Origin of the sequence: Chroococcidiopsis sp. SAG 2025 (assembly GCF_032860985.1) — a bacterium.
GTDB lineage: Bacteria > Cyanobacteriota > Cyanobacteriia > Cyanobacteriales > Chroococcidiopsidaceae > Chroococcidiopsis.
The window spans coordinates 4128666-4155057 of sequence record NZ_JAOCNC010000001.1 but is presented as its reverse complement, the minus strand read 5'-3'; the positions used below and the strand labels follow the sequence as shown (position 1 = coordinate 4155057).

13 protein-coding genes and 4 pseudogenes are annotated in these 26392 nt (G+C 44.0%); 9 read left to right on the top strand and 8 right to left on the bottom strand.

What is annotated here, in order from left to right:
- Positions 1-155 precede the first annotated feature (155 nt).
- Positions 156-1327 (top strand): annotated as a pseudogene (locus N4J56_RS20050) (IS4 family transposase).
- 189 nt (positions 1328-1516) lie between these two features.
- Here N4J56_RS20050 and N4J56_RS41130 read toward each other — a convergent pair.
- The 4 genes and pseudogenes from N4J56_RS41130 to N4J56_RS20015 all read right to left on the bottom strand — a co-directional run.
- A pseudogene (locus tag N4J56_RS41130) lies at positions 1517-3119 on the bottom strand (N-6 DNA methylase); the annotation flags it as partial.
- A 369-nt stretch (positions 3120-3488) separates the two neighbouring features.
- Positions 3489-5018 carry a site-2 protease family protein gene (locus tag N4J56_RS20025; protein ID WP_317108042.1) on the bottom strand — a complete coding sequence of 510 codons (1530 nt, stop codon included), beginning with the start codon at positions 5016-5018 and terminating at the stop codon, positions 3489-3491.
- Between the two features lie 81 nt (positions 5019-5099).
- A complete protein-coding gene (gene murQ, locus N4J56_RS20020) occupies positions 5100-6017 on the bottom strand; it encodes an N-acetylmuramic acid 6-phosphate etherase (protein ID WP_317108041.1) in 918 nt (305 codons plus the stop codon).
- A gap of 101 nt (positions 6018-6118) precedes the next feature.
- Positions 6119-6517 carry a DUF3110 domain-containing protein gene (locus N4J56_RS20015; RefSeq protein WP_317108040.1) on the bottom strand — a complete coding sequence of 133 codons (399 nt, stop codon included), beginning with the start codon at positions 6515-6517 and terminating at the stop codon, positions 6119-6121.
- A 366-nt stretch (positions 6518-6883) separates the two neighbouring features.
- Here N4J56_RS20015 and N4J56_RS20010 point away from each other — a divergent pair, with 366 nt between their 5' ends.
- A complete protein-coding gene (locus N4J56_RS20010) occupies positions 6884-12124 on the top strand; it encodes a translocation/assembly module TamB domain-containing protein (RefSeq protein WP_317108039.1) in 5241 nt (1746 codons plus the stop codon).
- 611 nt (positions 12125-12735) lie between these two features.
- On the opposite strand, the gene N4J56_RS20005 is transcribed toward N4J56_RS20010, so the two are convergent.
- Positions 12736-14376, bottom strand: coding sequence for a S8 family serine peptidase (locus N4J56_RS20005; RefSeq protein WP_410500359.1), 1641 nt, complete (start codon positions 14374-14376; stop codon positions 12736-12738).
- Positions 14377-14533: 157 nt separating this feature from the next.
- Here N4J56_RS20005 and N4J56_RS20000 point away from each other — a divergent pair, with 157 nt between their 5' ends.
- Together N4J56_RS20000 and N4J56_RS19995 are read left to right on the top strand one after the other, a co-directional pair.
- On the top strand, positions 14534-14917 hold the full coding sequence (locus N4J56_RS20000; RefSeq protein WP_317108037.1) for a hypothetical protein: 384 nt from the start codon (positions 14534-14536) through the stop codon (positions 14915-14917).
- 70 nt (positions 14918-14987) lie between these two features.
- Positions 14988-15452: an MgtC/SapB family protein gene (locus N4J56_RS19995; protein ID WP_317108036.1), complete on the top strand. Its 465-nt coding sequence runs from the start codon at positions 14988-14990 to the stop codon at positions 15450-15452.
- A gap of 18 nt (positions 15453-15470) precedes the next feature.
- Here the strand turns inward: N4J56_RS19995 and N4J56_RS19990 are convergent.
- Positions 15471-16776, bottom strand: a pseudogene (locus tag N4J56_RS19990) (IS4 family transposase).
- Positions 16777-17226: 450 nt separating this feature from the next.
- On the opposite strand from N4J56_RS19990, the pseudogene N4J56_RS41125 reads away from it, so the two are divergent.
- From N4J56_RS41125 to N4J56_RS19965, 3 genes and pseudogenes are all read left to right on the top strand, one after another.
- Positions 17227-18280: pseudogene (locus N4J56_RS41125) on the top strand (type ISP restriction/modification enzyme).
- 169 nt (positions 18281-18449) lie between these two features.
- Complete coding sequence (locus N4J56_RS19970) at positions 18450-20873, top strand: dynamin family protein (protein ID WP_317108032.1); 2424 nt, start codon at positions 18450-18452, stop codon at positions 20871-20873.
- Complete coding sequence (locus N4J56_RS19965) at positions 20873-21010, top strand: hypothetical protein (protein ID WP_317108031.1); 138 nt, start codon at positions 20873-20875, stop codon at positions 21008-21010. Before N4J56_RS19970 ends, N4J56_RS19965 begins: the two co-directional genes overlap by 1 nt.
- Positions 21011-21047: 37 nt before the next feature.
- On the opposite strand, the gene N4J56_RS19960 is transcribed toward N4J56_RS19965, so the two are convergent.
- Positions 21048-21734 carry a DUF4142 domain-containing protein gene (locus N4J56_RS19960; RefSeq protein ID WP_317108030.1) on the bottom strand — a complete coding sequence of 229 codons (687 nt, stop codon included), beginning with the start codon at positions 21732-21734 and terminating at the stop codon, positions 21048-21050.
- 348 nt (positions 21735-22082) lie between these two features.
- On the opposite strand from N4J56_RS19960, the gene N4J56_RS19955 reads away from it, so the two are divergent.
- Entirely contained in the window at positions 22083-23606 is a 1524-nt protein-coding gene (locus tag N4J56_RS19955; protein ID WP_317108029.1) for an Ig-like domain-containing protein, read from the top strand.
- A gap of 2 nt (positions 23607-23608) precedes the next feature.
- Here the strand turns inward: N4J56_RS19955 and N4J56_RS19950 are convergent, their stop codons facing one another.
- Complete coding sequence (locus N4J56_RS19950; protein ID WP_317108028.1) at positions 23609-25018, bottom strand: isochorismate synthase; 1410 nt, start codon at positions 25016-25018, stop codon at positions 23609-23611.
- A 408-nt stretch (positions 25019-25426) separates the two neighbouring features.
- Between N4J56_RS19950 and menA the strand changes: the two genes are divergently transcribed.
- Positions 25427-26335 (top strand): 2-carboxy-1,4-naphthoquinone phytyltransferase, encoded by a 909-nt coding sequence (menA, locus tag N4J56_RS19945; protein WP_317108027.1) that lies wholly within the window; start codon positions 25427-25429, stop codon positions 26333-26335.
- Positions 26336-26392: the final 57 nt, after the last annotated feature.

Here is a 26392-nt window from a genome sequence, read left to right as displayed (position 1 = left end):
CTTCCAGATTTTGGCTCTTTTGGCAACCCCTTTATTGAGAATGGTGCAAGATCTCAGTGAGTGTAGTGCATCTGAAGGATTTCTCATTGTTGTCTCCTACGATACAAAGTAGTGATGTGTTCAAAGCGATAGAGGCAGCCATCCCATCCACGGAGATCGAGCAAGCGATCGCTAAAACTAAAGTTTGTGAACAACGTAAACGCTCGTTACCAGCACAATTGGTAATTTGTTTGGTAATTGCGATGAGTCTGTGGTCACGAGATTCGATGAGAGATGTGCTGAAAAACTTAATTGATGGGCTGAGCGAAGCATGGGTGAAAGTGGGGAAATACTGGCGAGTTTTTGTAAATCAGCAATAACGCAAGCCCGACAACGATTAAGTCCAAGGGTGATGAGTCAATTGTTCCATCAACTGGTGCGACCAATGGCTAGCACCGATACCAAAGGAGCATTTCTCAATGGATTGCGAATTGTGGTAATTGATCGGACTTGCTTCGATCTGCCAGACAGCGATGAAAATGCGAGAGTTTTTGGTCGTCCGAGCAGCCGTCCTGGCACACAAGCCGCATTTCCCAAACTGCGATTAGTCATTTTGGTAGAAGCAGGAACACATTTAATCTTTGATGCATTGATGTGTCCATATCGAATAGGAGAACGAGTGCGGGCATTAAGATTATTACGCTCCGTGAGTTCAGGGATGTTGTTGATGTGGGACAGAGGGTTACATTCTTATGCAATGGTGCAAGCAACTGTCACAACTGGTAGCGATTATTTAGGAAGAATTCCCGCAAATGTCAAGTTTTTGTGCGAAGAACCACTGGCGGATGGTTCTTATCTGAGTTGGATTTATCCACCTGCTAATTCGCTCAAAAGCTTGCCAGCCCATACAAGTCCGAGTGATTGAATACACAATTGGTAATACCGACAACCCAGAGGAACAACTAAGATATCGCTTAATTACCAGCTTATTGGAATTGGAGAAATTTCCGGCTCAACTACTGGCGATTGAATATCATCAACGCTGGGAAGTAGAAAATACTATTGATGAACTCAAAGTACATTTATCAGGACGAAAAACTCATATTCGCTCTCAAAACCGCGTGAAGTTGTGCAGGAAGTTTACGGGTGGTTGTTAGGACACTGGGCTGTGCGGTTATTGATGTTTCAAGCTGCAAAGAGCGCGGGTATCACTCCTTTGCGTCTGAGTTTCACTGGGACATTGCGAGTTATTCGTCGTGCTATCCCGAAATTTCAACGCTTGCAATCACAAGAACTCCCCTTTTTTAAGTTGGTTAACTGTAGAGATTTTAGACACTCTGTTACCTGAACGAGTTTCTCGTACCAATCCCAGAGTTGTAAAAACCTGTATCCAAGTTTCGCTCAAAAAGCAAGACATCGAGCCACCCCTCCCGAACCAATCCTCCTATTTTCTTTATCCTCAGCACAGCGTAGCCTTAAATGAACCGTATTGCATTAAATATATTACCTCCTTCTCGATGCCTCGATCGCCACTCGTTCGAGCGTTTCCTTTAAGATTAATAATATAAATTTCGTTAAATTCTTCAGCAATAACTTTTCTTAAACCATCGTAAGTCCGAGCATCGATAAAAGAATTATTAGAAACAAAAGCAATAATACCATTTTCACCCAAGCGATCGGATGCCCAACGCAGAAATCTAGCGTATAGATCGTATGCTTTCGTTTTCCGCGCTTGACTATTTCTAATATAAGTCTCTCTCACACGGCGATCGATCGCAGGGATAACTGATGTTGCGATCGCTATGATACGGAGGATTGCCAATAATTACAGAAATAATGCGATTATTTTGGCGTTGAATGCGTTCGTTGTTTTCTATATTTAAGCTAAAGGAATCTTCTTGTCTACCTTCTTCAAAAAAGGCGTGTTCTAGAGTATCGACAAAAGAAATATTTTTAAATTCTTCATATCTCTTCATCTTTTGCTTGTAAGTAAATTCAACATTCAGATTAGCTATGTAATAAGGTAAAATTGCAATCTCGTTACAAAAATTTCGTTTTATACTTATATGTCAGTTTATTTTTGGTAAATATTCAATTAATTCAGATAAAACGTTCCCGTACCAGTTGCAGGATCGAGAATTTCAATATTTTTTGAAGCTAATTTCTTGTGAAAATGCCGTTCTAGTAAATAATCCACGCTTTCGATGATAAAGCGAACCACCTCATTTGGTGTATAAACAATCCCCAAGCGATCGGCTGCTTGAGGATTATATGCTTGATAAAAGTTTTCGTAAATGGCTTTTAAAAACTTTTGTTTTTCAGAATGGTTGTAGATATTAGTAGCATTTTTTCTAATCACACCATAGTAACGTTCGATAGAACTCAATAAATTGTTTTTGTACTGCTTGTAAAGTATTTAAAGCTTGTTGTAATTCGCGAGCAATATTATTTTCTCGATAATATTGAGATTCATTAAATATATTGCTAAAAATATCTTCTGTTAAAATATGCTGAATCATCATTTCCCGAATATCTAATAAAGTAATTTCAGGATTAATTGATTCTTTGCAAATTTCCCAAATTTGATGTTTTGCCCTTTGAAATTCTGGATTTCTAGCGCTTTGTTGTTCCAACATGTCTCGTAGTGTATTGAGAATTGTTGGTAAGTCTTGCTTGAACGTCTCTATCGCAGCGCGAAAATCTCTTACTTCTGGAGGAACATAGTTGAGAAAACGATTGAGAATTTGCTCTAGTGCGTCTCCATCTTGCATGGAAACGCGCATAACTTCAGTTCCAGCTTGAATTAAAACTGCTGTTTGCGAGTCTTCAAATAAAATATTGCTATCTGGGTAACCTTGGGATAGTTTATTTTCAATTTCTCGATCTAAATTGTCACTCTCTCTATTCCAATAACCCCAATTTAGGCGCAGAGCATCTTTAACTATACCGTTAGGGTAAATAACTTTACCAATTCTCGTTTGATAATCTAGTTTTGGAATTAACTGAAAAGCTTTACTCTTACAGTATTCATACAGTAATTTTTGAAAAGCAATCAGCAGAGAATCTGTCTGAAACGTTCCTTGAGAGCGGATAATTCTTGCTCTTTCTACTTGATATTGATGAATTAGAACTTTTGACACAGAGCCGAAGACTTTAATAGAACTCGTTGAGTTCAAGTCTGACTCAGGCAAAATTCAAGCGCTTCAGTGAAAATTATGGTTTCTTATTTTCAGCGCTTGTACAGGTCTTTTATTGAGTTTTTACAAGGAATTATTATGATTTTTATGATGAAATATTGCTGAAATATCAGATTTGAGAGAAATATAGATTTGCTGTTGATAACTTTATAAAAGCGAAGTCAACAAGATAAAAACTTCAAAAAAAGGTGATGTGGGAAATGTGAAGCAATGTTTTTATTTTGATATTAGATTCCCCTAGATTCCCTTGAAAAAGGGGGACTTTGAGATCCCCCTAAATCCCCCTTCAAAAGGGGGACTTGGAGATTTCTTTTAACCACCAATTCCCAAGCGTCCTGCTAATGCGGGCGTGAGGGGTAGGAGGATGGCTATCATCAAAAAGAGCGCTAATAAACCTAAAGCTGCTCTTGCGTCATTTGGTTCTGTTAACTCGTTCAGGCTAGGGCGTTCTAAATCTCGTTGCAAGAAAAGGATAACAACTGCCCAGTATAAAGCTAACGGATTAGCTAAAGATGCGATCGCCAAAACGATGACTGTTGCAAAAGTCGTGCGTCCGGCGGTTTTACGCCCGTAAATTGCTTGTACGACTCGCCCACCATCTAACTGTCCAGCTGGCATCAGATTCAGTGCTGTAATTACCAAACCTAACCAGCCGATAATTGTCAGCGGGTGAACGTCTACCAAAGCTTGGTTGACGGCAGAACCTAACACAACTTTAGATAAAGCTCCCACCAAAATTGAGCCTTGAAAAAATTGCGATGGGACTTGATACATACTGCCTGGATGCGAGAGGATTAGACCCGCAAACAGCATGAGTAAGGAAACAACACCCCCAGCCACGGGACCAGCTATGGCAATGTCAAATAAGGCTGTACGGCTGGGTAGTAGCGACTCAATCCGCGTAATTGCTCCAAATGCTCCGATTTGCAGCGTTGGCAGGAAGAAGGGAGGACTGAGACGAACTTGGTAGCGCTGGGCTAATACCCGGTGTCCGATTTCATGAGCGGCTAAAACAGCCAAAATTCCTAAGGCAATCGGTAAAGCTTCCGGGAAACGAGCTGGAGTTGTAAAGAAGTCAAATCCTTGCAGAATACCAGCAGTTTCTAAACTAGTGGCAATGGTAGCCAGAAAGAGGACTAGCGCGAAAATCTTTTGTCCTACGGTTGAGGGGCGGGGGTCGTTGCGGCTAGGAAGGACGATGACGACTGGTCTACCATCGACATTTTCGACTAAAAATAAGCGATAACGGGGTTTCTCTGGAGCCGTTTCGCTAGCTCCCATGCGTTCTTGCAAAGTTGTATTGAGGCGATTGTAAACTTCTTCTGGTTCTCCGCGTAGGTTACCTTTGAAAATTACGCCATCCTGATAGGGAATTGACTCTGTGGCAAAAAATGTGTCGATGCCAAAAATACCGCGAATGGCAGTCAGGTCTTCATCTGGGATGGGCATCACCTCCGGTTTGTTCAGTATTTCTACTGCCTTGACCGAACCATCATCTGCTGCATTTGGTTCTGGGGTTGTCGAGTTACCTGCTAGTTTTTCTGTGGCTTTGGCGCGGAGAATCGCATCTTGACCAGCGGCACGGAGGCGATTGCCGAGAAACACATATATCGCTGTAGAAGCGACGATTAACAGCAACACTCCCGCCAAATTGAGATAAATTCCCGTGGCGAATAAGCCAAAGAATAGCAGCCAGGGAGAGATCAGCACTACTGACTGTAACCAGGCAAGAATACCGAGTTTGCCAAATCGCCTCGCCCTGATAAAGCCCCAACTCAAGATACCGAGTGCAACCAAGACAACGGTGAGGATGATGGGGGTTTCTGATGCCGTAGTAAACATTTTGAATTGCGATCGCAGCTATGGAGCATAAGTCTACTGTAGCGGAGTGCGTCACCCTTGGAAAATGAGGGAGTCGGGGGTCTATGTGCTAATTATGGAATTTTTACAACTTGCAATCGCAGCCCTCAGATTACCCTTGTGTTCTACCAACAACCGATCGCCTGCTTCTTTTTCTAACCCCGTCCAATGCATTAATAAAGCTAATTTTACCGATCTGCCACTGCGATCGAGTAATGTTTCAGCTGCATCGGCTTCTAAATCGGTGAGGTCGCGTAAAATGCGTAAAGCGCGATCGCGTAACTTACTATTTGTTACGGCAACATCTACCATGCGATTGCCGTAAACTTTGCCCAACTGCACCATTGTCCCCGTAGAAATAATATTTAATGCCAATTTGGTAGCAGTTCCGGCTTTGAGTCGCGTCGAACCTGCTAAAATCTCCGCTCCTACTAACAGGCGAATATCCACATCCACATCAATTTGAACTTGCTCTTGGGGTACGCAAGCAATAAAAATTGTCGTAGCTCCTCTAGCTTTGGCTGCTTGCAACGCACCCTGAACGTAAGGCGTGGTTCCCCCTGCGGTAATGCCCACCACGACATCTAACTGAGTAATTTTATGTTGGGCGATCGCACCTGCGCCATCCTCCGCCCGATCCTCCAAATCTTCCGAACTGCGAACTAAAGCCGCTGCACCCCCAGCAATAATTCCCTGTACCATTTCTGGCGGCGTGCAAAACGTTGGCGGACATTCTGATGCATCCAATACACCCAAACGCCCACTCGTTCCCGCTCCAATATAAAACAGCCGTCCTCCGTGACGCAACGCTCTTGACGTGCGGGCGATCGCCTCAGCTAATTCTTGTTTCGCTTCTGCCACCGCCGCTACTGCTTTCGCATCCTCGCAGTTAAACAACTCTACCAACTCCAAACAACTCAGTCGGTCTAAGTTTTGACTGTTAGGATTTACCTGTTCTGTTAGTAGATGACCGCGATCCATAATTTGTCATTAGTCATTAGTCATTGGTCATTAGTCATTGGTCACTGGTCATTAGCCATTGGTCATTACCTTTCTTTCACTCCCGACTCCCGACTCCCGACTCACAATAATCCCTCTAATCGCCGCTTAATGCTATCCAACTCATTATCGGACATATCTGAGTCAGACTTTTCTTCGACTAAGGGTTTATCTTCATCATCTAGTTGCCAGTCGGTTTGCTCTATGTTGATTTCTGGTGGAAGTGCCAGCGCACCTTCTGGAACAACTTCCCAGTCATAGCCAGCACTGTCGCAAAAATCCTTGATTTCCTCTGCATCCATCGCTTCCACCGTAGGGGCGGGAAAATCTTGTGCTTCTAGCATTAAGGCAAAACGTGCTGCATCATCTTCTGACTCAAACATCAATACCTTATTGCGATCGCCTGTTTGAATAGTATGAATGCCCTCATTTTCCGTGCGGGCATTAAACAGTAACACAAATACACGCATGGGTGCAATCATAACTCCCTCCGTTCCAATTTACCTTCAGTCATCCCTTTGTTTCTTGTTAACCATAATCTTAATCAGTTATCAGTTGTCAGGGAGCAGGGAGCGCACGAGCAGGGAGCAGTTATCAGTGACTTACGACTTACGACTTCTCCCTCAGATCCCGAGCGCCTCCTCAGCTCTCTTCTTATATACCTTTGTGTAGACGCAGTTTTTTTGATGAACGGGTAATATATTTGGTTATTTTGTGCAAATAGATGTTAACAATCCCGTAACGATAATTTCACATTTAAATTCTTGAATTATCCTTAAAGTTGGCGCTGCTCCCAGGTGTGGGTTTTTGCCACTAGCTCTAGCCGTCCAGATCAGCCGTGAGGGGTTATGTCTAATTTCACTGAGCCGGAAACTGAAGATTCTCGACAGTCTCCTCGACCCAACCGTCTCAAGAATATCTTATTTAGTCGGACTACTGTTGCTATTGGCGTACCAATATTGGTAGGGGTAGCAGCGGGTGCGTGGTGGATAAATCGATTCATTTACGAACAGCTATCGCCACTTGTCGAAAAAAATCTTTCCCAAACCCTCAAACGACCGATTAAAGTCGGGCGCGTCGAACGGTTTGGTTTGACGGGGTTACGCTTGGGTGCTACTTCTGTCCCGGCTACTGCTACCGATCCAGATACGGCATCGATTGAGGCAGTGGAGGTAAACTATAACCCCTTATCAGTGCTTTTGACTCGCACTTTACCCTTAGATGTCACGCTTGTTAACCCAAAAGTTTACGTGCAGCAAGATACCCAAGGACGCTGGGTAAATACTGATATTGCTACGGGTGGTGAAGCGGGAGGTCCAATTCAAATTGCTCTCAATCGGCTTGGCTGGCGGAATGCTCAAGCAGTTTTAGTGTCTAACGTTCAACAACTGACCCGTTCTACGCCACGTAACACTGTCACCCTCAACCAAGTTAACGGAGAAGCAACTTTTCGCGAGAACTATAATCTGATTGATTTTAATTTAGCTGGGAAACCGCAGACAGGCGGAGAGCTAAAGCTTGATGGAGATTTTCGCGTCGAGTCGGGACGAGCCAGTATCAATATTAATACGCAAGAATTTCTAGCTTCCGATCTAACGCGGCTGATTGAATTGCCGTTAGTCATTCAAGGTGGTCGAGTCAACAGCGACTTTAAAGCCGAACTCACGCCTGTAAAACTGTTGGGTTTGTACGGTACTGCCGACCTAAACAAGGTTACAGCTCAAGTTAACCAATTACCGCAAGCCTTTAATAATTCGCAGGGAAGGTTGCAGTTTAAGGGAACGGAAATTTACCTAGATAACGTTGCTAGTAGCTATGGCAAAATTCCAGCTGTGGCTAAGGGTTCTCTGGATATCGAAAAAGGCTTCAATCTCTCGGCTTACGTCGATGCTGTCAGCGCCGCCGCCGCAATTTCCAGCTTAAAATTACAGGTACCCGTACCTGTTGACGGTGTTTTTCGATCGCAAGTCAAACTGACAGGACCCTTAGAAGCATCTGTTTTGACTGGAGATGTGGTAAACATCAAACCAGTCCGGTTAGATCGGTTGAATATCAGTCGAGTTAGTACGAATTTTACCCTGGATACGGGAGCGGGAACGTTAAATTTTCCCAATATATCAGCTATGCCTGCTGCTGGGGGTAAGGTAACGGGTAACGGGACGCTGAAACTAGCCCTCAAACCGGAACAAACAGCAGGATTAGATTTTAAATTTATTGCTAATAATATTCCAGGGGATGCGATCGCCAAAGCCTACGGCGTAACTAACCAAGCTGCGAAAGTGGGAATTGTCACCGCCCAAGCCCAAGTTTCAGGTACGCCAGAGAAACCCCGTACAGTTGTTAACTGGCAAGCACCCCAAGCGACATATCCAGGTAAAGGACAGCTCGTTATTTACAACGCTAACAACCTCTTCCTGCGCGATACAATTTTCCGCGTGGCTGGAGGTGATGTTTCGGCGGCTGGGGAGTTGGTCAACCAACGTTGGAAAGCAGCAATTAAAGCGTCTGGGGTGAGATTGGGACAGTTAACCCAAGTCCCGCCCAGCTTGCAAAATCCGGTAAATGGTACGTTCAATCTTGCTGGTACGCTCGACCCAGCTAAACCACAACAACTCACTGCTACAGGTGCGGGTCAATTAACAGGTATTGGTGGGGGTACGATTAACGTTCCTAGTATCCAGGTAGCCGCCGGACGCTGGCAAACTCAATTGCAAGCAACGGGATTACAATTGCAACGCCTCGCCCCCGTACCTCCTCAGTATGCAGGAAGTTTGAATGGAAGGCTGAATCTATCGGGTAGTACCACGGCTTTTACTCCAGAAACTTTACGGGGTAGCGGCACGGGAAGGTTAAATGTTGCCGGAGGTACGATTAATGCTAGGGAGATTCAGCTCAATAACGGTCGCTGGCAAGTAGCAGTTAATACGAATGGAATCCAGCTCAATCGATTTAATCCACAATTACGAGGTTTACTGACAGGAGATGCCAACTTAGCCGGAACTATCAGCGAATTCAGTCCGGCAGGAATTACAGCAGCGGGGCGAGTTCGCTTGTCGGAGGAGTTAATCGGACAACCCCTGACTGCTTCCTTAAATTGGAATGGCAAGACTTTAAATATTCCCCAACTCACGTCTAGAAATATTCAAGCGAATGGCAGGGTTGATATTGACCCGCAAAATGTTGCCTCGATAACAGGGTTAAATTTTAACGTCAAAGTGCGGGACTACGATCTCAAAAACGCTCCCGTACAGTTGCCACCTAATAGTAACGTGGCGGGTAGAGTCAGTTTTGTCGGACAGGTTACGGGCAATTTACCAGTACCGAATGTTGTAGGTAACGTGCGGCTGCAAAACTTTGCTGTCAACAACGTAGCTTTCGACCCGCTATTAGCTGGAGATTTACGGCTGCAACCGGGTAGGGGATTAGATTTAGATTTAGTTGGGAATCAAAACGATCGCGTTGCTGTCAATCTCAACCCCGACTATCGCCCGAATAATTTTACGGTGAGATTGGATGAGGCGATCGCCACTGGTAGAAGTCAGGGCGAGAATTTATTAGTCAATGTCGAAAATTTTCCTTTACGGGTGCTGAATTTGTCTGCACCAGCTAACCCCTACCTCACGGGTCCGGTCAGGGGCATTTTGTCAGCCGATTTGACAGTCAATCCCGACCGTCTAACCGCCCAAGGAGATGTGGCTGTAACTCAACCTGGTATAGGTAGATTGCAGGGCGATCGCTTAGCGGCACAATTTCGGTACGGGAACGGTGGCGGGACGCTGACTAATGGTGAATTTGTCAAAGGTCAAAGTCGCTATGCTTTAGCAGGTAGCTTCAACCAAACTCCTCAAGGTCCTCAATTTCAAGCTAAAGCGAATATCGTCCAAGGCAACATTCAAGATATCCTCAGCGCCCTGCAAATTTATGACTTTGAAGACCTGCAACGCGGTTTTCAGCCTCCCGATTATGCTACAGCAAAAGATTTAGGAATCTTACAAGTCGGCGCACCAAATAGATCGCTATTAACTCAACTACGTCGTTATTCGGAAGTTTTAGTTTTACTCCAACAGCAGCGCCAGCAACGTGAGGATGCTTTTCCAGTTCCAGCTTTAGCCGAACTTCAAGGAACTTTTGGCGGCGAAATTACTGCTAGTAGTTCTCCCCAACAGGGCATTGCCGCTGATTTCAATTTGAGAGGAGATAAATGGCAGTGGGGCAAATATACCGCCGATCGCCTCGTTGCTACTGGTAACTTTAATCAAGGAGTGCTAACCTTACTCCCCGCGCGGGTACGATTGGACGAAAACACCGCTGTAGCTTTAACTGGTCGTTTTAGCAGCGAACAGCAATCAGGTCAGTTACGAGTTAGGGGCTTTCCGTTAAGCCTACTCAATGATTTTGTCGAATTACCGATCGCCGTGACAGGTAATGTAGACGGTACGGCAACCATCGCTGGTAGTACCGAGAACCCCCTAGCAGTCGGAGAATTTCAACTCCGTGAAGGCACGATCAATCAAAACCCCGTAGAATCAGCTGCGGCTAGTTTCAGCTATGCTAATGCCCGTCTCGGTTTCGGTAGCAACATTCTGATTGCTGGACCCGACCCATTAACGGCAACTGGTAGTATTCCCTTACAATTACCTTTCGCTGCGGTTAAACCGGATAGCGATCGGATTCGTTTAGATGTCAACGTCCAAAATCAAGGATTAGCCTTACTCAATGTTTTAACCGACCAAGTAGCATGGAAAGGCGGTGAAGGGCAAGTTCAACTGCAAGTACGCGGTACTCTCAAGCAGCCAGAAGCGAAGGGAATTGCCCAAGTCAAAAATGCCACTATTACTGCTGCGGCTTTAGCAAATCCATTAACAAATGTCAATGGTACGGTGCTATTTAACGAAGATCGCATTCTCGTCAAGGGAATTCAAGGCGATTTTTCCAGGGGTCAGGTGGTTGCCCAAGGCGTGATTCCTATTTTTGAGAATTTGGCTGCTAGCGACCCAGATACTGCTAATCCTCTGATTGTCTCTTTAGATCGGTTGGCACTGAATTTACCCAACCTGTATCAAGGAGGCGTTAACGGTAAAGTTACTGTCACTGGTTCCGCACTCAACCCCGTTATTGGCGGTCAGGTATTGCTAGCGGACGGTCAGGTTTTTCTACCGACTACGAATGCTCCTGCTACGCCTGGGGGACAAGGGGGACAAGGGGGAGGTACGCCTGCTCCAGCGGCTGAAGCGCCCGTAGAGTTGAACGATCTGCAGCTGACTTTAGGAAATAATGTTTCCGTAACGTTACCACCGATTCTAGACTTTCAAGCGGCTGGAACTCTGGTGGTAAACGGTATGCTGGGCGATCTGCGCCCTCAAGGAACGATCGAGTTAGAACGTGGCAGCGTGAATTTATTTACGACTCAATTTGAGTTGGAGCGGGGCTACGACCAGAAAGCCACATTTACACCAAAACAAGCTTTAGATCCGACCCTTGACGTTCGATTAATCGCATCAGTACCAGAAGTGACGCGATCGCAAGTTCCTTCTACTAATATTAGTAGCGAAGTTTCCGACAATACTTTATCTACAGATATCGGTTCCGTAAATACCGTTCGCGTGCGGGCAATTGCTAAAGGACCAGCTAGCCAATTATTTGAAAATTTAGAACTGACAAGTAGCCCTTCCCGCAGTCAATCAGAGATTATCGCTTTGATTGGTGGTGGTTTCGCGCAAACCTTGGCAGGGCAGGGTGGTGGTGATACGGCGACGGGACTAGTTAATCTGGCAGGAACAGCTATATTAGGTAACTTTCAAAATACGTTTACCGACATTGGCAATGCCTTGGGTTTATCAGAGCTGCGCTTGTTCCCCACCGCGATCTCGAACGAGGAGCGATCGCGCTCTTCTACTCTTGGTCTAGCAGCTGAGGCTGGCGTTGATATCACGCGCAATGCTTATGTCTCGGTTTTGACATTCTTAACTGCACAACAACCAGCTCAATTCGGTTTGAGCTATCGCTTGAACGACAACACCCGCGTCCGCGCCGCGACAGATTTTGCCGACGATACGCAAGCTGTGGTTGAGTATGAAGTGCAGTTTTAAATCCCATGGTCGTAGTAAGGTTGGCATTGCCCACCCTACACATAAATCTCACTAATATAGTGGGGAGCGCACGAGCAGGGAGTAGGGAGCAGATGAAAAAGTTTTGGCTAATCTTGCTTGTAGACAATTGACCGCTCCTAATCTATTCACTTTTTGCTTTAATTACTATAAATTTTCTTTTATATTTCTATTTTGTTACAAAGAAGGTTATATTTTAAATATACAGGCAATAGCGACAAATAGATTAATAAAGTTAGCTTATTACAGTGAAAAGAAACTCAAAAGTATCGATTCGATCTTTTGGGTTAAACATGCTGCACACTAAAGAGATATCCAAGAAACGCATAGCGTTTAGTGGGAATTTTTAGGGAGGCAATTGCAGCTATGAATTTCATCGATTGTCTAGTTCTAACTTTTGCTAACATGGCTCTGTGTCTCAGCTTGCCTAAGCTACTGTCTTTGTTGACAGCTCCAAAGACTCAGAAGCTCGAAGGCATGAAACCAGCTTTAAGCGTACCAATAATTGAGTCTGAAGCTCCTAGCTTTCTCCAAATAGAAAGTTAGAAAGTTGAAAAATTTCACTTTTTGACTTTTAGCTTTTAACTTTTGACTTACTTAGTAGGTACAGTCCACCAGGCGATCGCGTAAGGTTGAGAGGGTTGATTTACTTGTTGGCGAAATAGGACGCGAATTTTATAATTGCCTGTAGTGGGAACTGGACAAAAAATATGCTCGATACTATCAACCTCGCTAGTTGAGGTACAAGTATTACTAGCAGCAGCGTTGGAGTCTGCATTTAATAAGTAAAGGTCGAGATTATTTAAACCGCGATCGCGAAAATCTTCTCCGAGATCGAATTCACTATTTTGATTTTTATCTCTCAATTCTACTAAGCGATCCCATACTATGGTAATTGCAACATAACTACCCTGTTTCAAAGGTGCGGCGAGGACGTAATCTTCAGCAGAGTTAGCTTTAACTTGATGATAGTTCCACCCCATCGCTGGAACTGGTTGCCAAGATTGCCACTGACCTGCTTTAAACTGTTCGTAGGCGCGAAAAGCATTCAATTGACCTGCACCAATTTCAGAATTTAAAGAAACTCTGGGCTGACGGTAAGCATCAGAATCTATCCAATTGCGATTTTGTTTATCCACAATTGTCTTACTCATCCCTAATCGCAAGCCATCACCCGCATCTTGAACTTTATCAGCAGAGTTGAGCAACACTGCTTTCATCACCTGATGGCGACGAGCATCCAAACTCCAATTCTGTGTAGATCCCCCCAAGCCCCCTTGGAAAGGGGAACGAGAGGCGATCGCCTGCTTCTTAATCTGTTTATCCCCATATTCCTGTAACAGCGCCACTGTAGCTGTAACGTGAGGTGCGGCAAAACTCGTACCCGTAACCTCCTTGACCTTAGCATCGGGGTTGAGGGCATAAACCCTGTTGCCAGGAGCAACCAAACTAATCGACTGCCGCGTACCGAGATTCATTTCCCGTCCCCGCAATCTACCCTTCACGCCACCACCAGCGGCACTTAAATTAGTCACATCAACTTTGCGGAAAATTCCGTCTTGACGGGAGGAAAAAGCAATATTCATGCCGTTGTAATTATCGGTAGGAATGGGAATTCCGCCCTTCCCCTGATTTCCGGCAATAACATACAACACATCGTGGACGCGGCTAGACCAATCCAGACAGCGAGTTAGTAGAGAATTACCATCTAATCTCGCCTCCGGTCGCGGGTCGCGTTCCAAAGTTTCACCAAAACTAAAATTAATCGCCCGCACGTCACCGCTATTGCGGTTTGCTGTCGATTGTGCGGATAAACATTCTTCCGGCTGTCCGGCATACTTCACCGAGCCTACCGCAGTCGAGTATAACCTAGCTCCTGGGGCGATCCCTGCCAGAGTTTTGCGATCGCTAATCATAATGCTGGCAACATTTTGGGCGTGGGGGTCGATATTCGTATTTGCCTTAGCCGCACCATTACGCAAAAACACGCCAGCTGGGGCGATCGCAGGTTGTTTGGAAACCGCCTTATCCAAGCCAAACTTTCCAGGTCGTCCAATCTCCACCTGACCGATCGCAATTTTCCGCCCAATTAAGTTGTAAGGTAATTCATGCAGCCGTTGGGCATCAATTCCCGCGACTCCGATAGACAGCGTTTCCTGCGTCCACACCGGACGCGCCAACCCCACAACTGCCAAACAAATCCCCCCTGCCACCCAGACCAGCTTTTTCACCAATTCCTCCTTCAATTAGGAAATGCAGCTTTATACTTTACTCTAAAATACTTCGGGAGTCAGGAGTCGGGAGTCGGAATCAATTGCAAATTGGTCACTGATAACTGGTAACTGATAACTGTAAAAAGCTACGATCGCATTAGTACTGGAGTCATAAATTATGTGGGGTAGTTTTCAAAATAGTGAGTTACGGATTGAAGTAGAGGCATCAGCAGCAGCAATTAAAGATAGTTTGTTGCGTCCCGAACAGATGCAAAAATGGCTATCGCCACAACGGTTAGCTTCAGGAATGCCAGAACAACTCCATTCAGGTCTGACTTTTACTAGTTGGATTGGACCCGTAGCGATCGAACATCAAGTAGAAGTGGCAAAACCAAATTGTTTGCGCCTATTGCTCCACGGTGGAATCGATGGATTTCACGAATGGTATTGGGGCGAAGGTTGGGTACAATCGCGCATCGAAGGCGTATCCTTACTACCAATCAATTTGGCTCAGACGTTGGGCTTGCTGCGCTTGCGGCAGTTTTTAACAGCGAACAGTTAACAGTTGTCAGTTATCAACGATCTATGTAGAGACGTTACCTGTAACGTCTCTACACCGCAACAAAGAACCAATGACCAACATATCTTTTGCTCCTAATGATTGGTTAAGTATTTGCTTCAGGCTAGCTATGGCTTTGGTATTTGGGGCAATTCTGGGTTTAGAGCGCCAAATCGGTCGTAAACCTGCGGGTTTACGCACGCATATGCTAGTCAGTTTGGGTTCGGCATTGTTAATTCTGATTCCACTGCAAATCGTGGCGACAGCAGAAGAAGGGCGTGATGCGATTAGTCGCGTCATTCAAGGAATTGCTGCTGGAGTAGGGTTTATTGGCGCTGGAGAAATTTTGCGCGAAACTCAATCGCAAGCTCGCATAGATCGGGTACGGGGACTCACTTCAGCGGCAGCGACTTGGGTTTCTGCTGGCTTGGGAATTGCTGCTGGTTGCGGCTTATGGCAAACGGGTCTAGTTAGTTCTGTGTTGGCTTTGATCGTTTTGACTGTATTTAAAAGACTAGAAAGACCGACAAAAAGGTAATTGATAAGTCAATACGGTTCATTTAAGGCTACGCTGTGCTGAGGATAAAGAAAATAGGAGGATTGGTTCGGGAGGGGTGGCTCGATGTCTTGGCTTTTTGAGCGAAACTTGGATACAGGTTTTTACAACTCTGGGATTGGTACGAGAAACTCGTTCAGGTAACAGAGTGTCTAAAATCTCTACAGTTAACCAACTTAAAAAGGGGAGTTCTTGTGATTGCAAGCGTTGAAATTTCGGGATAGCACGACGAATAACTCGCAATGTCCCAGTGAAACTCAGACGCAAAGGAGTGATACCCGCGCTCTTTGCAGCTTGAAACATCAATAACCGCACAGCCCAGTGTCCTAACAACCACCCGTAAACTTCCTGCACAACTTCACGCGGTTTTGAGAGCGAATATGAGTTTTTCGTCCTGATAAATGTACTTTGAGTTCATCAATAGTATTTTCTACTTCCAGCGTTGATGATATTCAATCGCCAGTAGTTGAGCCGGAAATTTCTCCAATTCCAATAAGCTGGTAATTAAGCGATATCTTAGTTGTTCCTCTGGGTTGTCGGTATTACCAATTGTGTATTCAATCACTCGGACTTGTATGGGCTGGCAAGCTTTTGAGCGGAATTTAGCAGGTGGATAAATCCAACTCAGATAAGAACCATCCGCCAGTGGTTCTTCGCACAAAACTTGACATTTGCGGGAATTCTTCCTAAATAATCGCTACCAGTTGTGACAGTTGCTTGCACCATTGCATAAGAATGTAACCCTCTGTCCCACATCAACAACATCCCTGAACTCACGGAGCGTAATAATCTTAATGCCCGCACTCGTTCTCCTATTCGATATGGACACATCAATGCATCAAAGATTAAATGTGTTCCTGCTTCTACCAAAATGACTAATCGCAGTTTGGGAAATGCGGCTTGTGTGCCAGGACGGCTGCTCGGACGACCAAAACTCTCGCATTTTCATCGCTGTCTGGCAGATCGAAGCAAGTCCGATCAATTACCACAATTCGCAATCCATTGAGAAATGCTCCTTTGGTATCGGTGCTAGCCATTGGTCGCACCAGTTGATGGAACAATTGACTCATCACCCTTGGACTTAATCGTTGTCGGGCTTGCGTTATTGCTGATTTACAAAAACTCGCCAGTATTTCCCCACTTTCACCCATGCTTCGCTCAGCCCATCAATTAAGTTTTTCAGCACATCTCTCATCGAATCTCGTGACCACAGACTCATCGCAATTACCAAACAAATTACCAATTGTGCTGGTAACGAGCGTTTACGTTGTTCACAAACTTTAGTTTTAGCGATCGCTTGCTCGATCTCCGTGGATGGGATGGCTGCCTCTATCGCTTTGAACACATCACTACTTTGTATCGTAGGAGACAACAATGAGAAATCCTTCAGATGCACTACACTCACTTTCCATTCTTGGGAACAATGCTTAATTTACAACACTTTGAGCCTTAACTGAACCGTAGTGATATTTAATGATAAAATTCGTGTGGGAATTGCCGTCTATTTTCTAGTTAGAAAAGAAGGCGAACGTGGTTGCCAAATTTATTACCACGCTCTCCTGACTATGCTAATACACAAGAGAAAATCTTTATTTAAGCGAACGGAAGTTTTCAGAAATTCAATTCGAGCAGATCGTACCAGATACAGATAATAATTGGCTTGGTCAAGTAGATAATGATTTTATACTCTCATACCTCTTGCCGCTCATGAAACCAAACTTAGTAAAGATCGACGAGAAGCAAGAGCAATTTTAAATTGTTTACCCTTGGGGTTATTACTGCTAGAGATGAATGGGTTTATGGCGAATCAGAAACAGCGCTAGAATCAAAAATTAGATACTTGATTGACATTTATAATCAAGCAGTCGAGAACCGAAACGTGCGGGAAAATCTCGATCGCACTATCAAATGGACGAGGAGATTAAAACGGTATCTAAATCGAGGAATAAGATATCAATTTAAAACTAACAATATTCGAGACTGTTTATATAGACCATTCGTGACTAAAAATTGTATTTTAGTCCAGAGGTGAATGAGATGCAATATCAACTAGGGCATGTATTTGACAGCAACCGCCAAAATTTGCTGATCGGTTTTACTGCACCTGGTTCGACTAAATCATTCATGACTTTAGCTAGCGATCGCATTCCAGATTATCATCTTATCGGTGATTCGCAATGCCTTCCTTTATATTGCTACGATGAAAATGGCGATCGCATTGATAATATTACCGATTGGGGACTAGAACAATTTCAAAATTATTACAGTAGAGACGTTACATATAACGTCTCTACAATTACCAAATTGGATATTTTTCATTACACCTATGCTGTTTTACACTATCCTACTTATCGAACAACATATCAGCAGAATTTAAAAGAGACTTTCCTCGCCTACCTTTCTACAATAACTTTTGGCAGTGGGTGAATTGGGGTCAACAGTTATTGAATTTACATATTCATTATGAAACTGTAGTACTCTACCCTCTCCAGCGCATCGATCTCCCAACCCGCAGCGCTATGAAGGTGAAACTGAAAGCAGAGCGCGATCGAGGCAGAATTATTATAGATACAGTGACAACCCTAGAAGGCATTCCCACAATAGTCTGGGAATATATGTTAGGAAACCACTCAGCTTTAGAGTGGGTGTTAGAGCAATATAAAGAGAAGAAACCTAAAGATGCAACTGTAGCTGCCAGATTCCATACTTATCGCTTTGCCAATTATAAAGAGCAAGCGATCGCATTACTGCAAAGAGTCTGTACTGTCAGCGTCGAGACAATGCGGATCGTGCGGGAAATGAACAGTTAGTAAAACTATAATTAAAACATAGATGAGTAGGGCGCACAGCCGTACCCTACTACATTTTGCGCATCACAAAAGGTGCGATCGCGCAATTCGTATATTTACTGAAGTGATTAGAAAATTGTTAAGCCAAAATCAACGCAAGTGGACTTACCATTTTGCGAGATAACAGGCAATGATTGTTCAAGCGCCTCAGCCTAACGTACAAAATTTGCAACAAGAAGCAATCGCTTTATTCAAGGAAATTAGTTTCCTGATGGATAACGCCGCCAACGCTCTCAGCACTGATAGTTCTAGCGATAAGTACAAAGACTTTCAGCAAGAGGTCTTGAGTGTATCTCACAATGTGGAAAAATTAGAGCTAATGATGGCGATCATTGCGCCGATGAAGGCTGGTAAGTCCACGATCGTCAACGCCATTGCGGGACAGGAAATTCTTCCTAGTCGCAATGCAGCAATGACAACCCTACCAACACAAATTATCTTTAACCCGGATTTGACTCAGCCAACCTTAACCCTGAGTCCCGAAATTATCTCTGTTTATCAACAGACGCTTCAGGCTTTACAAACAAAGATTCAAACTTTGGGAATGCAACGCATCCAAGACAAGATCGCGCAATATCCGCATTTACAAGATTTACTGCCCAAAATTCAAGACCCCACAAGTCTACAGTTGCAAGAAATAACCTCTGGGCGAGAGGAAATTATTCAGGTATTGATGAGTTTGAACGATATCGTTCGCCTTTGCAATACCATTGACCCATCTACAGACCCCTTGGGAAAGCTCACAGAAGTTCCCTGCATTCAGGTTCCGATGGGGCGATCGCGCCGCCTATCTCAAGCGGATACAGCTCATAATAAGCCAGATCTGTTAGGAAATTTGGTTATTGTCGATACCCCTGGACCCAACGAAGCGGGAGAAAACCTCAAACTTGCTACAGTAGTCGCCGAACAACTCAAGCAAAGTTCGATGGTATTGATCGTACTAGACTTCACTCAATTGAAAACAGAAGCCGCCGAACAGGTAAAACGAGACGTACAAAGAGTTATCGATCTACGGGGTAAAGATAACCTGTACATTTTAGTAAACAAAGTCGATCAACGGCGCGAAGGCGACATGACATCAGAACAGCTGCGCCAATTTATTGCAGCTGAATTTGGCATTGGCGATGACGATACAAACCAAGTATTTGAAGTCTCAGCTAGAAGAGCATTTTCTGCCGCTCACTTTACCCACGAACTAGAGCAGCACCCCGAGCTTACTCTGAGTGAGATCCCCGCAGCGCGGGTATTAGCTCAAGAAGTCTTCGGGATTGATTGGGAAGAAGAACTAGCAAAAGTTACCTCGGAAGAAATTCGGAAAAAAGCTCAAAAGCTATGGAATAAGTCTGGTTTTGAGCCATTTTTAGAAAAAGCTGTAAAAGCATTGATGGAGCGCGCCGCACCTAAGTGTTTGAAATCTGCCCTTAATCTCGGTCGCAGTCGTTTGGTACAACTAAGGGATGAAGTCAAGCTCCGCAGTAGTGCCATTTGTCAAGACGCAGAGAAATTGCAGCTAGAGTTATATGCGCTAGAAGCCGATTTGCATCGCCTTGAATTGTGTCGCAGCCGCCTCAAGGATGTCGATTCGATCAAATCTCAACTGCATCAAAATCTCCACGAACTGTTGCAAGTGCTGAAAAAAGAAGCAACTGTGAATTTAGAAATTTTCTTTGCCAAAGAAGAGTACCAACGGGCTGACTTAATTAAAAAAATGGACATGAGAGCGCGGGAACTTTTCTTAACTAGTATTGGTGACTTTGAACTTTTTCCTAAGTGGGTATCATCGCGCCTTAAATCGCAAGTTGAGTTTAAAACTTCTGGTTTATTTGAATTTGAGAGTCCCGAAGTAGCAGAAGAGTTTGTCGATCAGGCAGTCACTTATGTTAAACAGAGGGCAGATAGTTTATTAAGCAGCGTCCGCGATCGCACGAGTCAAGAAATCGAACAGGCGCGTCAAAGCCTATTAGATCTTCTAGAACAAGAAACAAAGCCAATTATTGAAGGAGCTTGTCAGCGATTAAATGAAGCTTTCAACTTAGATTTATCTCTGCCGACAATGCAGTGGGAGTCTTTTGAGACAATGGGTTTTGTCAGACCTCCAGTTAAAAGGCAAAGTCGATTTGTCGATCGCGGTAATGTGGAAGTATTAAGAAATCAGCGTCAGTGGTGGCATTGGTTGTGGATAGTTCCCGTAGAAGTCAAAGTTCAGATCCGACGACCGCGAGTGATTGAAGATTACTATACTGTATCTTTAAATACGCTAATTGCCAAAGTGAATCAATCGATTGAAGGCAGTATTGATAATATTAATTTGGAGATCGAGAAATATCTCGATAAAGATTTTCAGCAAAGAGTAGATGTATTTTTTGCAAATCTCGATACTTTTCTCCATAATTACAGAGATAATTTAAGCCAAGCTCAGGCAGATCAAAAACTATCTCTAGAAGAGAAAGAAAAATTGGTAGAAGAATTGAGTTTTCTTCTACCTGAAGCCACAGCACAAATCCAAACCGCAGAAACCTATATTGAATATACAGACCAAATGCTGAGCGACTAGTGCAAGAAGAACCGGCTAATGTAGAGACGTTACATGTAACGTCTCTACCTGTACGGGCGGGTTTTGGACAAAGATTTATGGTGACAGCCGTGAATCTGCTTGCTAAACTCGCCCCTATCTGTACGGGCGGGTTTTGATTAAAGATTTACTGCTAAACTCGCCCCTACGAATCCCTTATTGTGTAGTAGCACTATTACCCGTTTGTTTTTGTGCCTGTTGCAAATGCTCTTGTACTGTGGGTAAGACTTTAGCAGCAAAAGCTTTTAGATCTGGGTCTTGACCTTGTTTCGCCTGCTGGCTGAATAAAGCTTCTTGCTGAGCGTGGGCTTTAACTCCTGCCTCGTTCATATATGCCCGATCAAAAGCGCTGCCAGAAAGCTTCGATAGCTTTGCCCGTACAGCTTCATTTTTTTGACCGATGGTTTTTGGTGGAGTTACACCTTTTTGTTTTGCCAAAGCCATTAGCTCTTGATTAACTTTAGTATGCTCGTCAATCATGTGCTGAGCATAATCTTTTACCTCTTGGCTAGAGGCGCGTTGCAAGGCAAGTTTTCCGAGTTGGACTTCCGCCATTCCCCCTTGGGCTGCTTCAGTAATAAACTGCCGATCTTGAGTGCTGAGTTGCTGATTTTGCCCGGTTGTGCTGGGTTGGGTCTGAGTTGAATCGCGATTAGGTTGGTTTATGCTGGGATTCGACTCAGTTGCACCAGGTGTAGAGCGAGTTGCATCAGGAACAGGCTGCGTCGTAGTTCCAGGAGAAGATTGAGTTGGGGATTGACTTGATTGTGCTAAGGTTTTGTATTCTAAAGAGACAAACAACCCGACTGCCACAAGAGCAGCAGTGATAATTTTGCGTTGCATTGCTATTAAACTTCCTTGTTTTGTAATGCTTATGTATTCCTCACACCCTCACTCATGCCGTCAAGAGACTGACAGATCGCGGGTGTTTGTTAAGCGATTGTTAAAAGTGTGGCGATCGCATTTGACTAGTACATCTGCTTCGCCGCACCTATTCTCTATTTGCAATCTCCAGCCGATCTCCAACCTCTACCTGAAGAGTCATTCGTCATTCGTCATTTGTTATATTGACTACAAAAAATCAGCACTCGGTGACTAGTGGCTAGTGACTGGTGACTAGACCGAAATAAGAAACTAGCCACTAGCCACTAGCCACTATCCACTCCTTCACAATCAACAATCAATTTTAAGATGTCAGCTACTAAGTCTTGGTTCCAACCCATCGATCGCGTGGCGATTGCCCTGATCTTCGTTCTCAGTCTGCTGATTGGACTGTTGGTGTGGCGCGGGGATACAGTTGCACCCAAAGTGAGAGATTTTAGTTGGCAAGCTAGACAGATCAGTGCTAGCGATCGCGCTTTTAGCCTCACGTTTAGCCGTCCGATGAATACTAACAGCGTCGAGGCAAACTTGCAAATCGATCCGCCACTACCGGGTAAAGTCAGTTGGGCAGGACGACGGTTAGCGTATACTTTGCTAGAACCAGCACCCTATGGCGCGACGTATCGCGTGCAGTTACGCTTTGCAAGGGATAAGTTTACACCTGAAACAGATTTGGGGCGGATGCTACAACCTTTTGAGGCAACTTTTAGTACCCGCGATCGCGCTTTTGTCTATCTCGGTGTAGAAGGAGAGGAACAAGGTAGGCTCGTCCTTTACAATTTCACCCAGCAGAAAAAAACGATCCTCACGCCGAAAAATCTGGCAGTCGTTGACTATAAGCTTTATCCTCACGGTGACAAAATTCTCTTTTCTGCTAGCGATCGCCAAAATCGACAAAATCAAAATCCCCAAGGTTTACTTTCTGCCCAGATTTATACTGTCACAACTGGAATTTCTACCCCTCAACCGGATCGTGCTAACTGGTTTTCTTTCTTGAATCGTCAACAAGTCCCGTCTCCAGGCAAAATTGACCTAATTTTAGATAACAAAGACTATCAAAATCTCAAATTTGACTTGTCTCCTGATGGCAACACTATATTGGTGCAGCGTGTCAGCCAGCGTCAATCGGATCGATTTGGTTTTTGGATCGTCCGTCCCAATTCTCCGCCGCAAGAAATGGAAACGGAACCAGGAGGAGACTTTTTAATTACTCCTGACAGTCAAACAGTAGCAGTTGCCCAAGGACAAGGAGTCGCAATTTTACCTTTACAAGCTGATGCAAAAAAGCCCTTAGAATTTCTGCCTCAATTTGGTATGGTACTGGACTTTGCCCCCGATGGTACGCAAGGGGCAATGGTGCGGTTTAATTCCGATTACACGCGATCGCTATTTTTAGTTACAAACCAAGGCGTACAAAGAGAATTATTACGCACGACTGGTTCTATTCTCAGCGCCCAGTTCGATCCTCGTGCCGGAATTCTCTACTGCTTGTTGACGCAGTTGATGCAGGGAAATACTTATGAGGAACAGCCGTATTTAAGCGCGATCGATCTCAAAACTGGAAAACAAACGCCTTTGGTAGTGCTACCCAATCAGAGAGATATTCAGATGAGTTTAGCTCCCGATGGCTTGGGTTTACTATTCGATCAAGTCGTGACAGCAGCCAATGCTAACCCATCTCCAACTTTACCCCGTACCGAGCAAGGACAGGCGATCGCCACCAGTCATTTATGGCTACTCCCACTCCCTGAAACTATAGATGCCAATCTTGCCAACCAATTGCGACCCGAACAGTTGCCCTTACCTGGCTTCCGTCCCAGATGGATACCTTAGTCTCAAATCAAAGCTTTTAGTAATGCTTGTAATTTCAACCTGACTTCGGCAATTTCTCGATCGGGATTAGAGCCAGCAACAATTCCAGCACCAGCATACAACCTCGCGCGATCGCCATCAATTAAAGCCGAACGAATTCCCACAATAAACTCGCTATCTCCTTGATGATTTACCCAACCTAAAGGTGCGGCATACAAACCTCTTTCAAATTTTTCGTAGGTACGAATTTTTTTGCAAGCAAGTTGTCTGCTAACTCCCCCGACTGCTGGAGTTGGATGTAAAGCGGCAACAATTTCTAATGGATGAACATCGATCGGAACTTTAGCTTGAATTGGTGTCCATAAATGTTGAATATTTGCTAGTCGCCGCAACCGAGGGGATAATAATTGTGGAGCAATACTCAGTTCTTGCAAGCTTTGCGTAATAAAGTCAATCACGACTCGGTGTTCGTGCCTTTCTTTTTCACTCTGCAATAATTGATTGGCTAATACTGCGTCTTCTGCTACTGTTTTTCCTCGCGAAATTGAACCAGCTAAAGCATCGGTAAATAGTTGCCGATCGCGAATGCTAATTAATCGTTCTGGACTTGCGCCAATAAAGTTTTGTCCTTTCCCATTATGAGTAGAAAACACGTAACAATCGGGATGCATCTGTCGCAAGCGGTTGAGACAATTAAATAAGTTAAAGTTTGTATTTGCCTGCACGTCAATTGCATGAGCCAGGACAACTTTACTCAGGTGTTGTTCGTAAATTAATTCCGAACAGTCAATGACTGCTTGTTTAAAACGAGCGATACTACTAACATCGACTTGACTGAATTCTCGTTGAAAATGATTTCCTTCGTTTTCTGACCGTTCTATTGAGGTAATCTCATGAATCTTGCGCCATAACTGTTGAATGAATACCTCTATATTTGTATCTGCTTCAATTGGCAAGTTAGCAACTAATACGCAGCGATCGCCTTGTCTAGCAATTTGCCAGCGGGGTAGAAATACTGTAGCAACTGGAAAGGGATAATCTGCTGTAGCCTCCGAGAAAAAACTGAAGCTACAAAAGAAATGTGGTTTAGCAAAAGTATGGTTAGAAGAATCAAAAATATCGATCTCTTTTAAACAAGAGCAAATAAACTTTTGAGTCAGATGAAAACGATTTGCACCTGCCAATTGTAACTGTGCTACAGCATCAATAGCAGCGATCGCCTCTGCTTTACTTTTATTCTCGAAATAGAAATTTAATTGATGGGGTCGAGCTAGTTTTTCTAGTAAAGCCAGCGGATCGATCGAATCGATCTCTAGAGAAATGCTGACGATTTGAGAACAATTTTGATCGCAGTTTTTTTGCGAAGCTACAAGAAACTGGTATAGCTTCTGGCAGTTTAGGTGGTAGTTGGCAGGGCGCGGTAAAAGGAGCATGAATGTTAAAGTAAACTATTTTTGCATCCAAGTTTAGTAAATTTTTTTTAACTGTAAATTTTTTTTAACTTCTGTTCCTAAAGATTATTAAATCGTGATGGGATGGCTACAGGCGATCGGTTTGCATAGGAGAAGCGAGGAGGAAGGAGTATTAGCGAAGCGGGACGAAGTTCGGAGCGAGAGAAAAACGCTAGAAAGCAGACAACATGGGAATGACAGCTACTCACACGCCGCAAATGTACCGATCCCTATAGTACAAGAAATGGGGACAGTTATCAGTTGTCAGTAGAGAGTGAAACCAGTGACTGGTGACTGGTGACTGGTGATCGCAGCAAAACAAGCATCTAGTTTTACAAGCCACAAACCATTTCCCAACTACCAATTAGCAATTACCAATTACCGTTTAAAATGACAACAAAGCTGATTATATATTCTAATTCTCAACCCAAATCCAAGTTGTGGATGGCAGCGATTAAACCACCAATGTACAGCGTTGCCATTATTCCAATTTGGGTAGGAACTGCGGTGGCAGTTGCGCAAACAAAAAGTTTGAATGCAGGTGTATTTTCGACTTTTCTCACTGCTGCTATCTGTATTGTAGCTTGGAGTAATATCAGTAATGATGTTTTCGATTCTGAAACGGGAATCGATCAAAATAAAGCTCACTCTTTAGTGAATTTAACTGGAAACAAACGCCTAATTTTCTGGATTGGAAATCTGTTTTTGACTTTGGGTTTATTGGGTATTTTAGCGATCGCCTGGTGGCAACGAGACTTAACTATAATTGGAATTATCCTCGCGTGCTGCGCGATCGGTTACGCTTATCAGGGACCACCTTTTCGCTTAGGATATCACGGTTTAGGGGAAATTCTCTGCTTTTTTGCTTATGGTCCGCTGGCAGTTTCAGCGGCTTACTATAGTCAAACTCAATCTTGGTCAACCACAAACTTAGCTGCTTCAATTATTGTCGGAATTGTCACTAGCTTAATTTTGTTTTGTTCTCACTTTCACCAAGTCAAGGACGATCTCGCCGCTGGAAAGCGATCGCCTATTGTCCGTTTGGGTACGGCTTTATCTGCTAATTTATTACCCTGGATTTGTGGCAGTATTTACGCTTTAACTAGTTTATTAGCAGTTTTAAATATATTTCCAACGTGGACTTTACTAAGTTGGCTAAGCTTACCCTTTGCAATTAAGTTGTGTCGGCACGTTCTACAATATCATGACCAACCAGAAAAAGTAAGCAATTGTAAGTTTATTGCCGTAGGGTTACATTTTGTCAGCGGTTTACTATTGGGATTAGGATTCATGCTGTAATAGTCAGTGGTTAATAGTCAATGGTCACTAAGGAAAGACTATTAACTGTTAACAAAT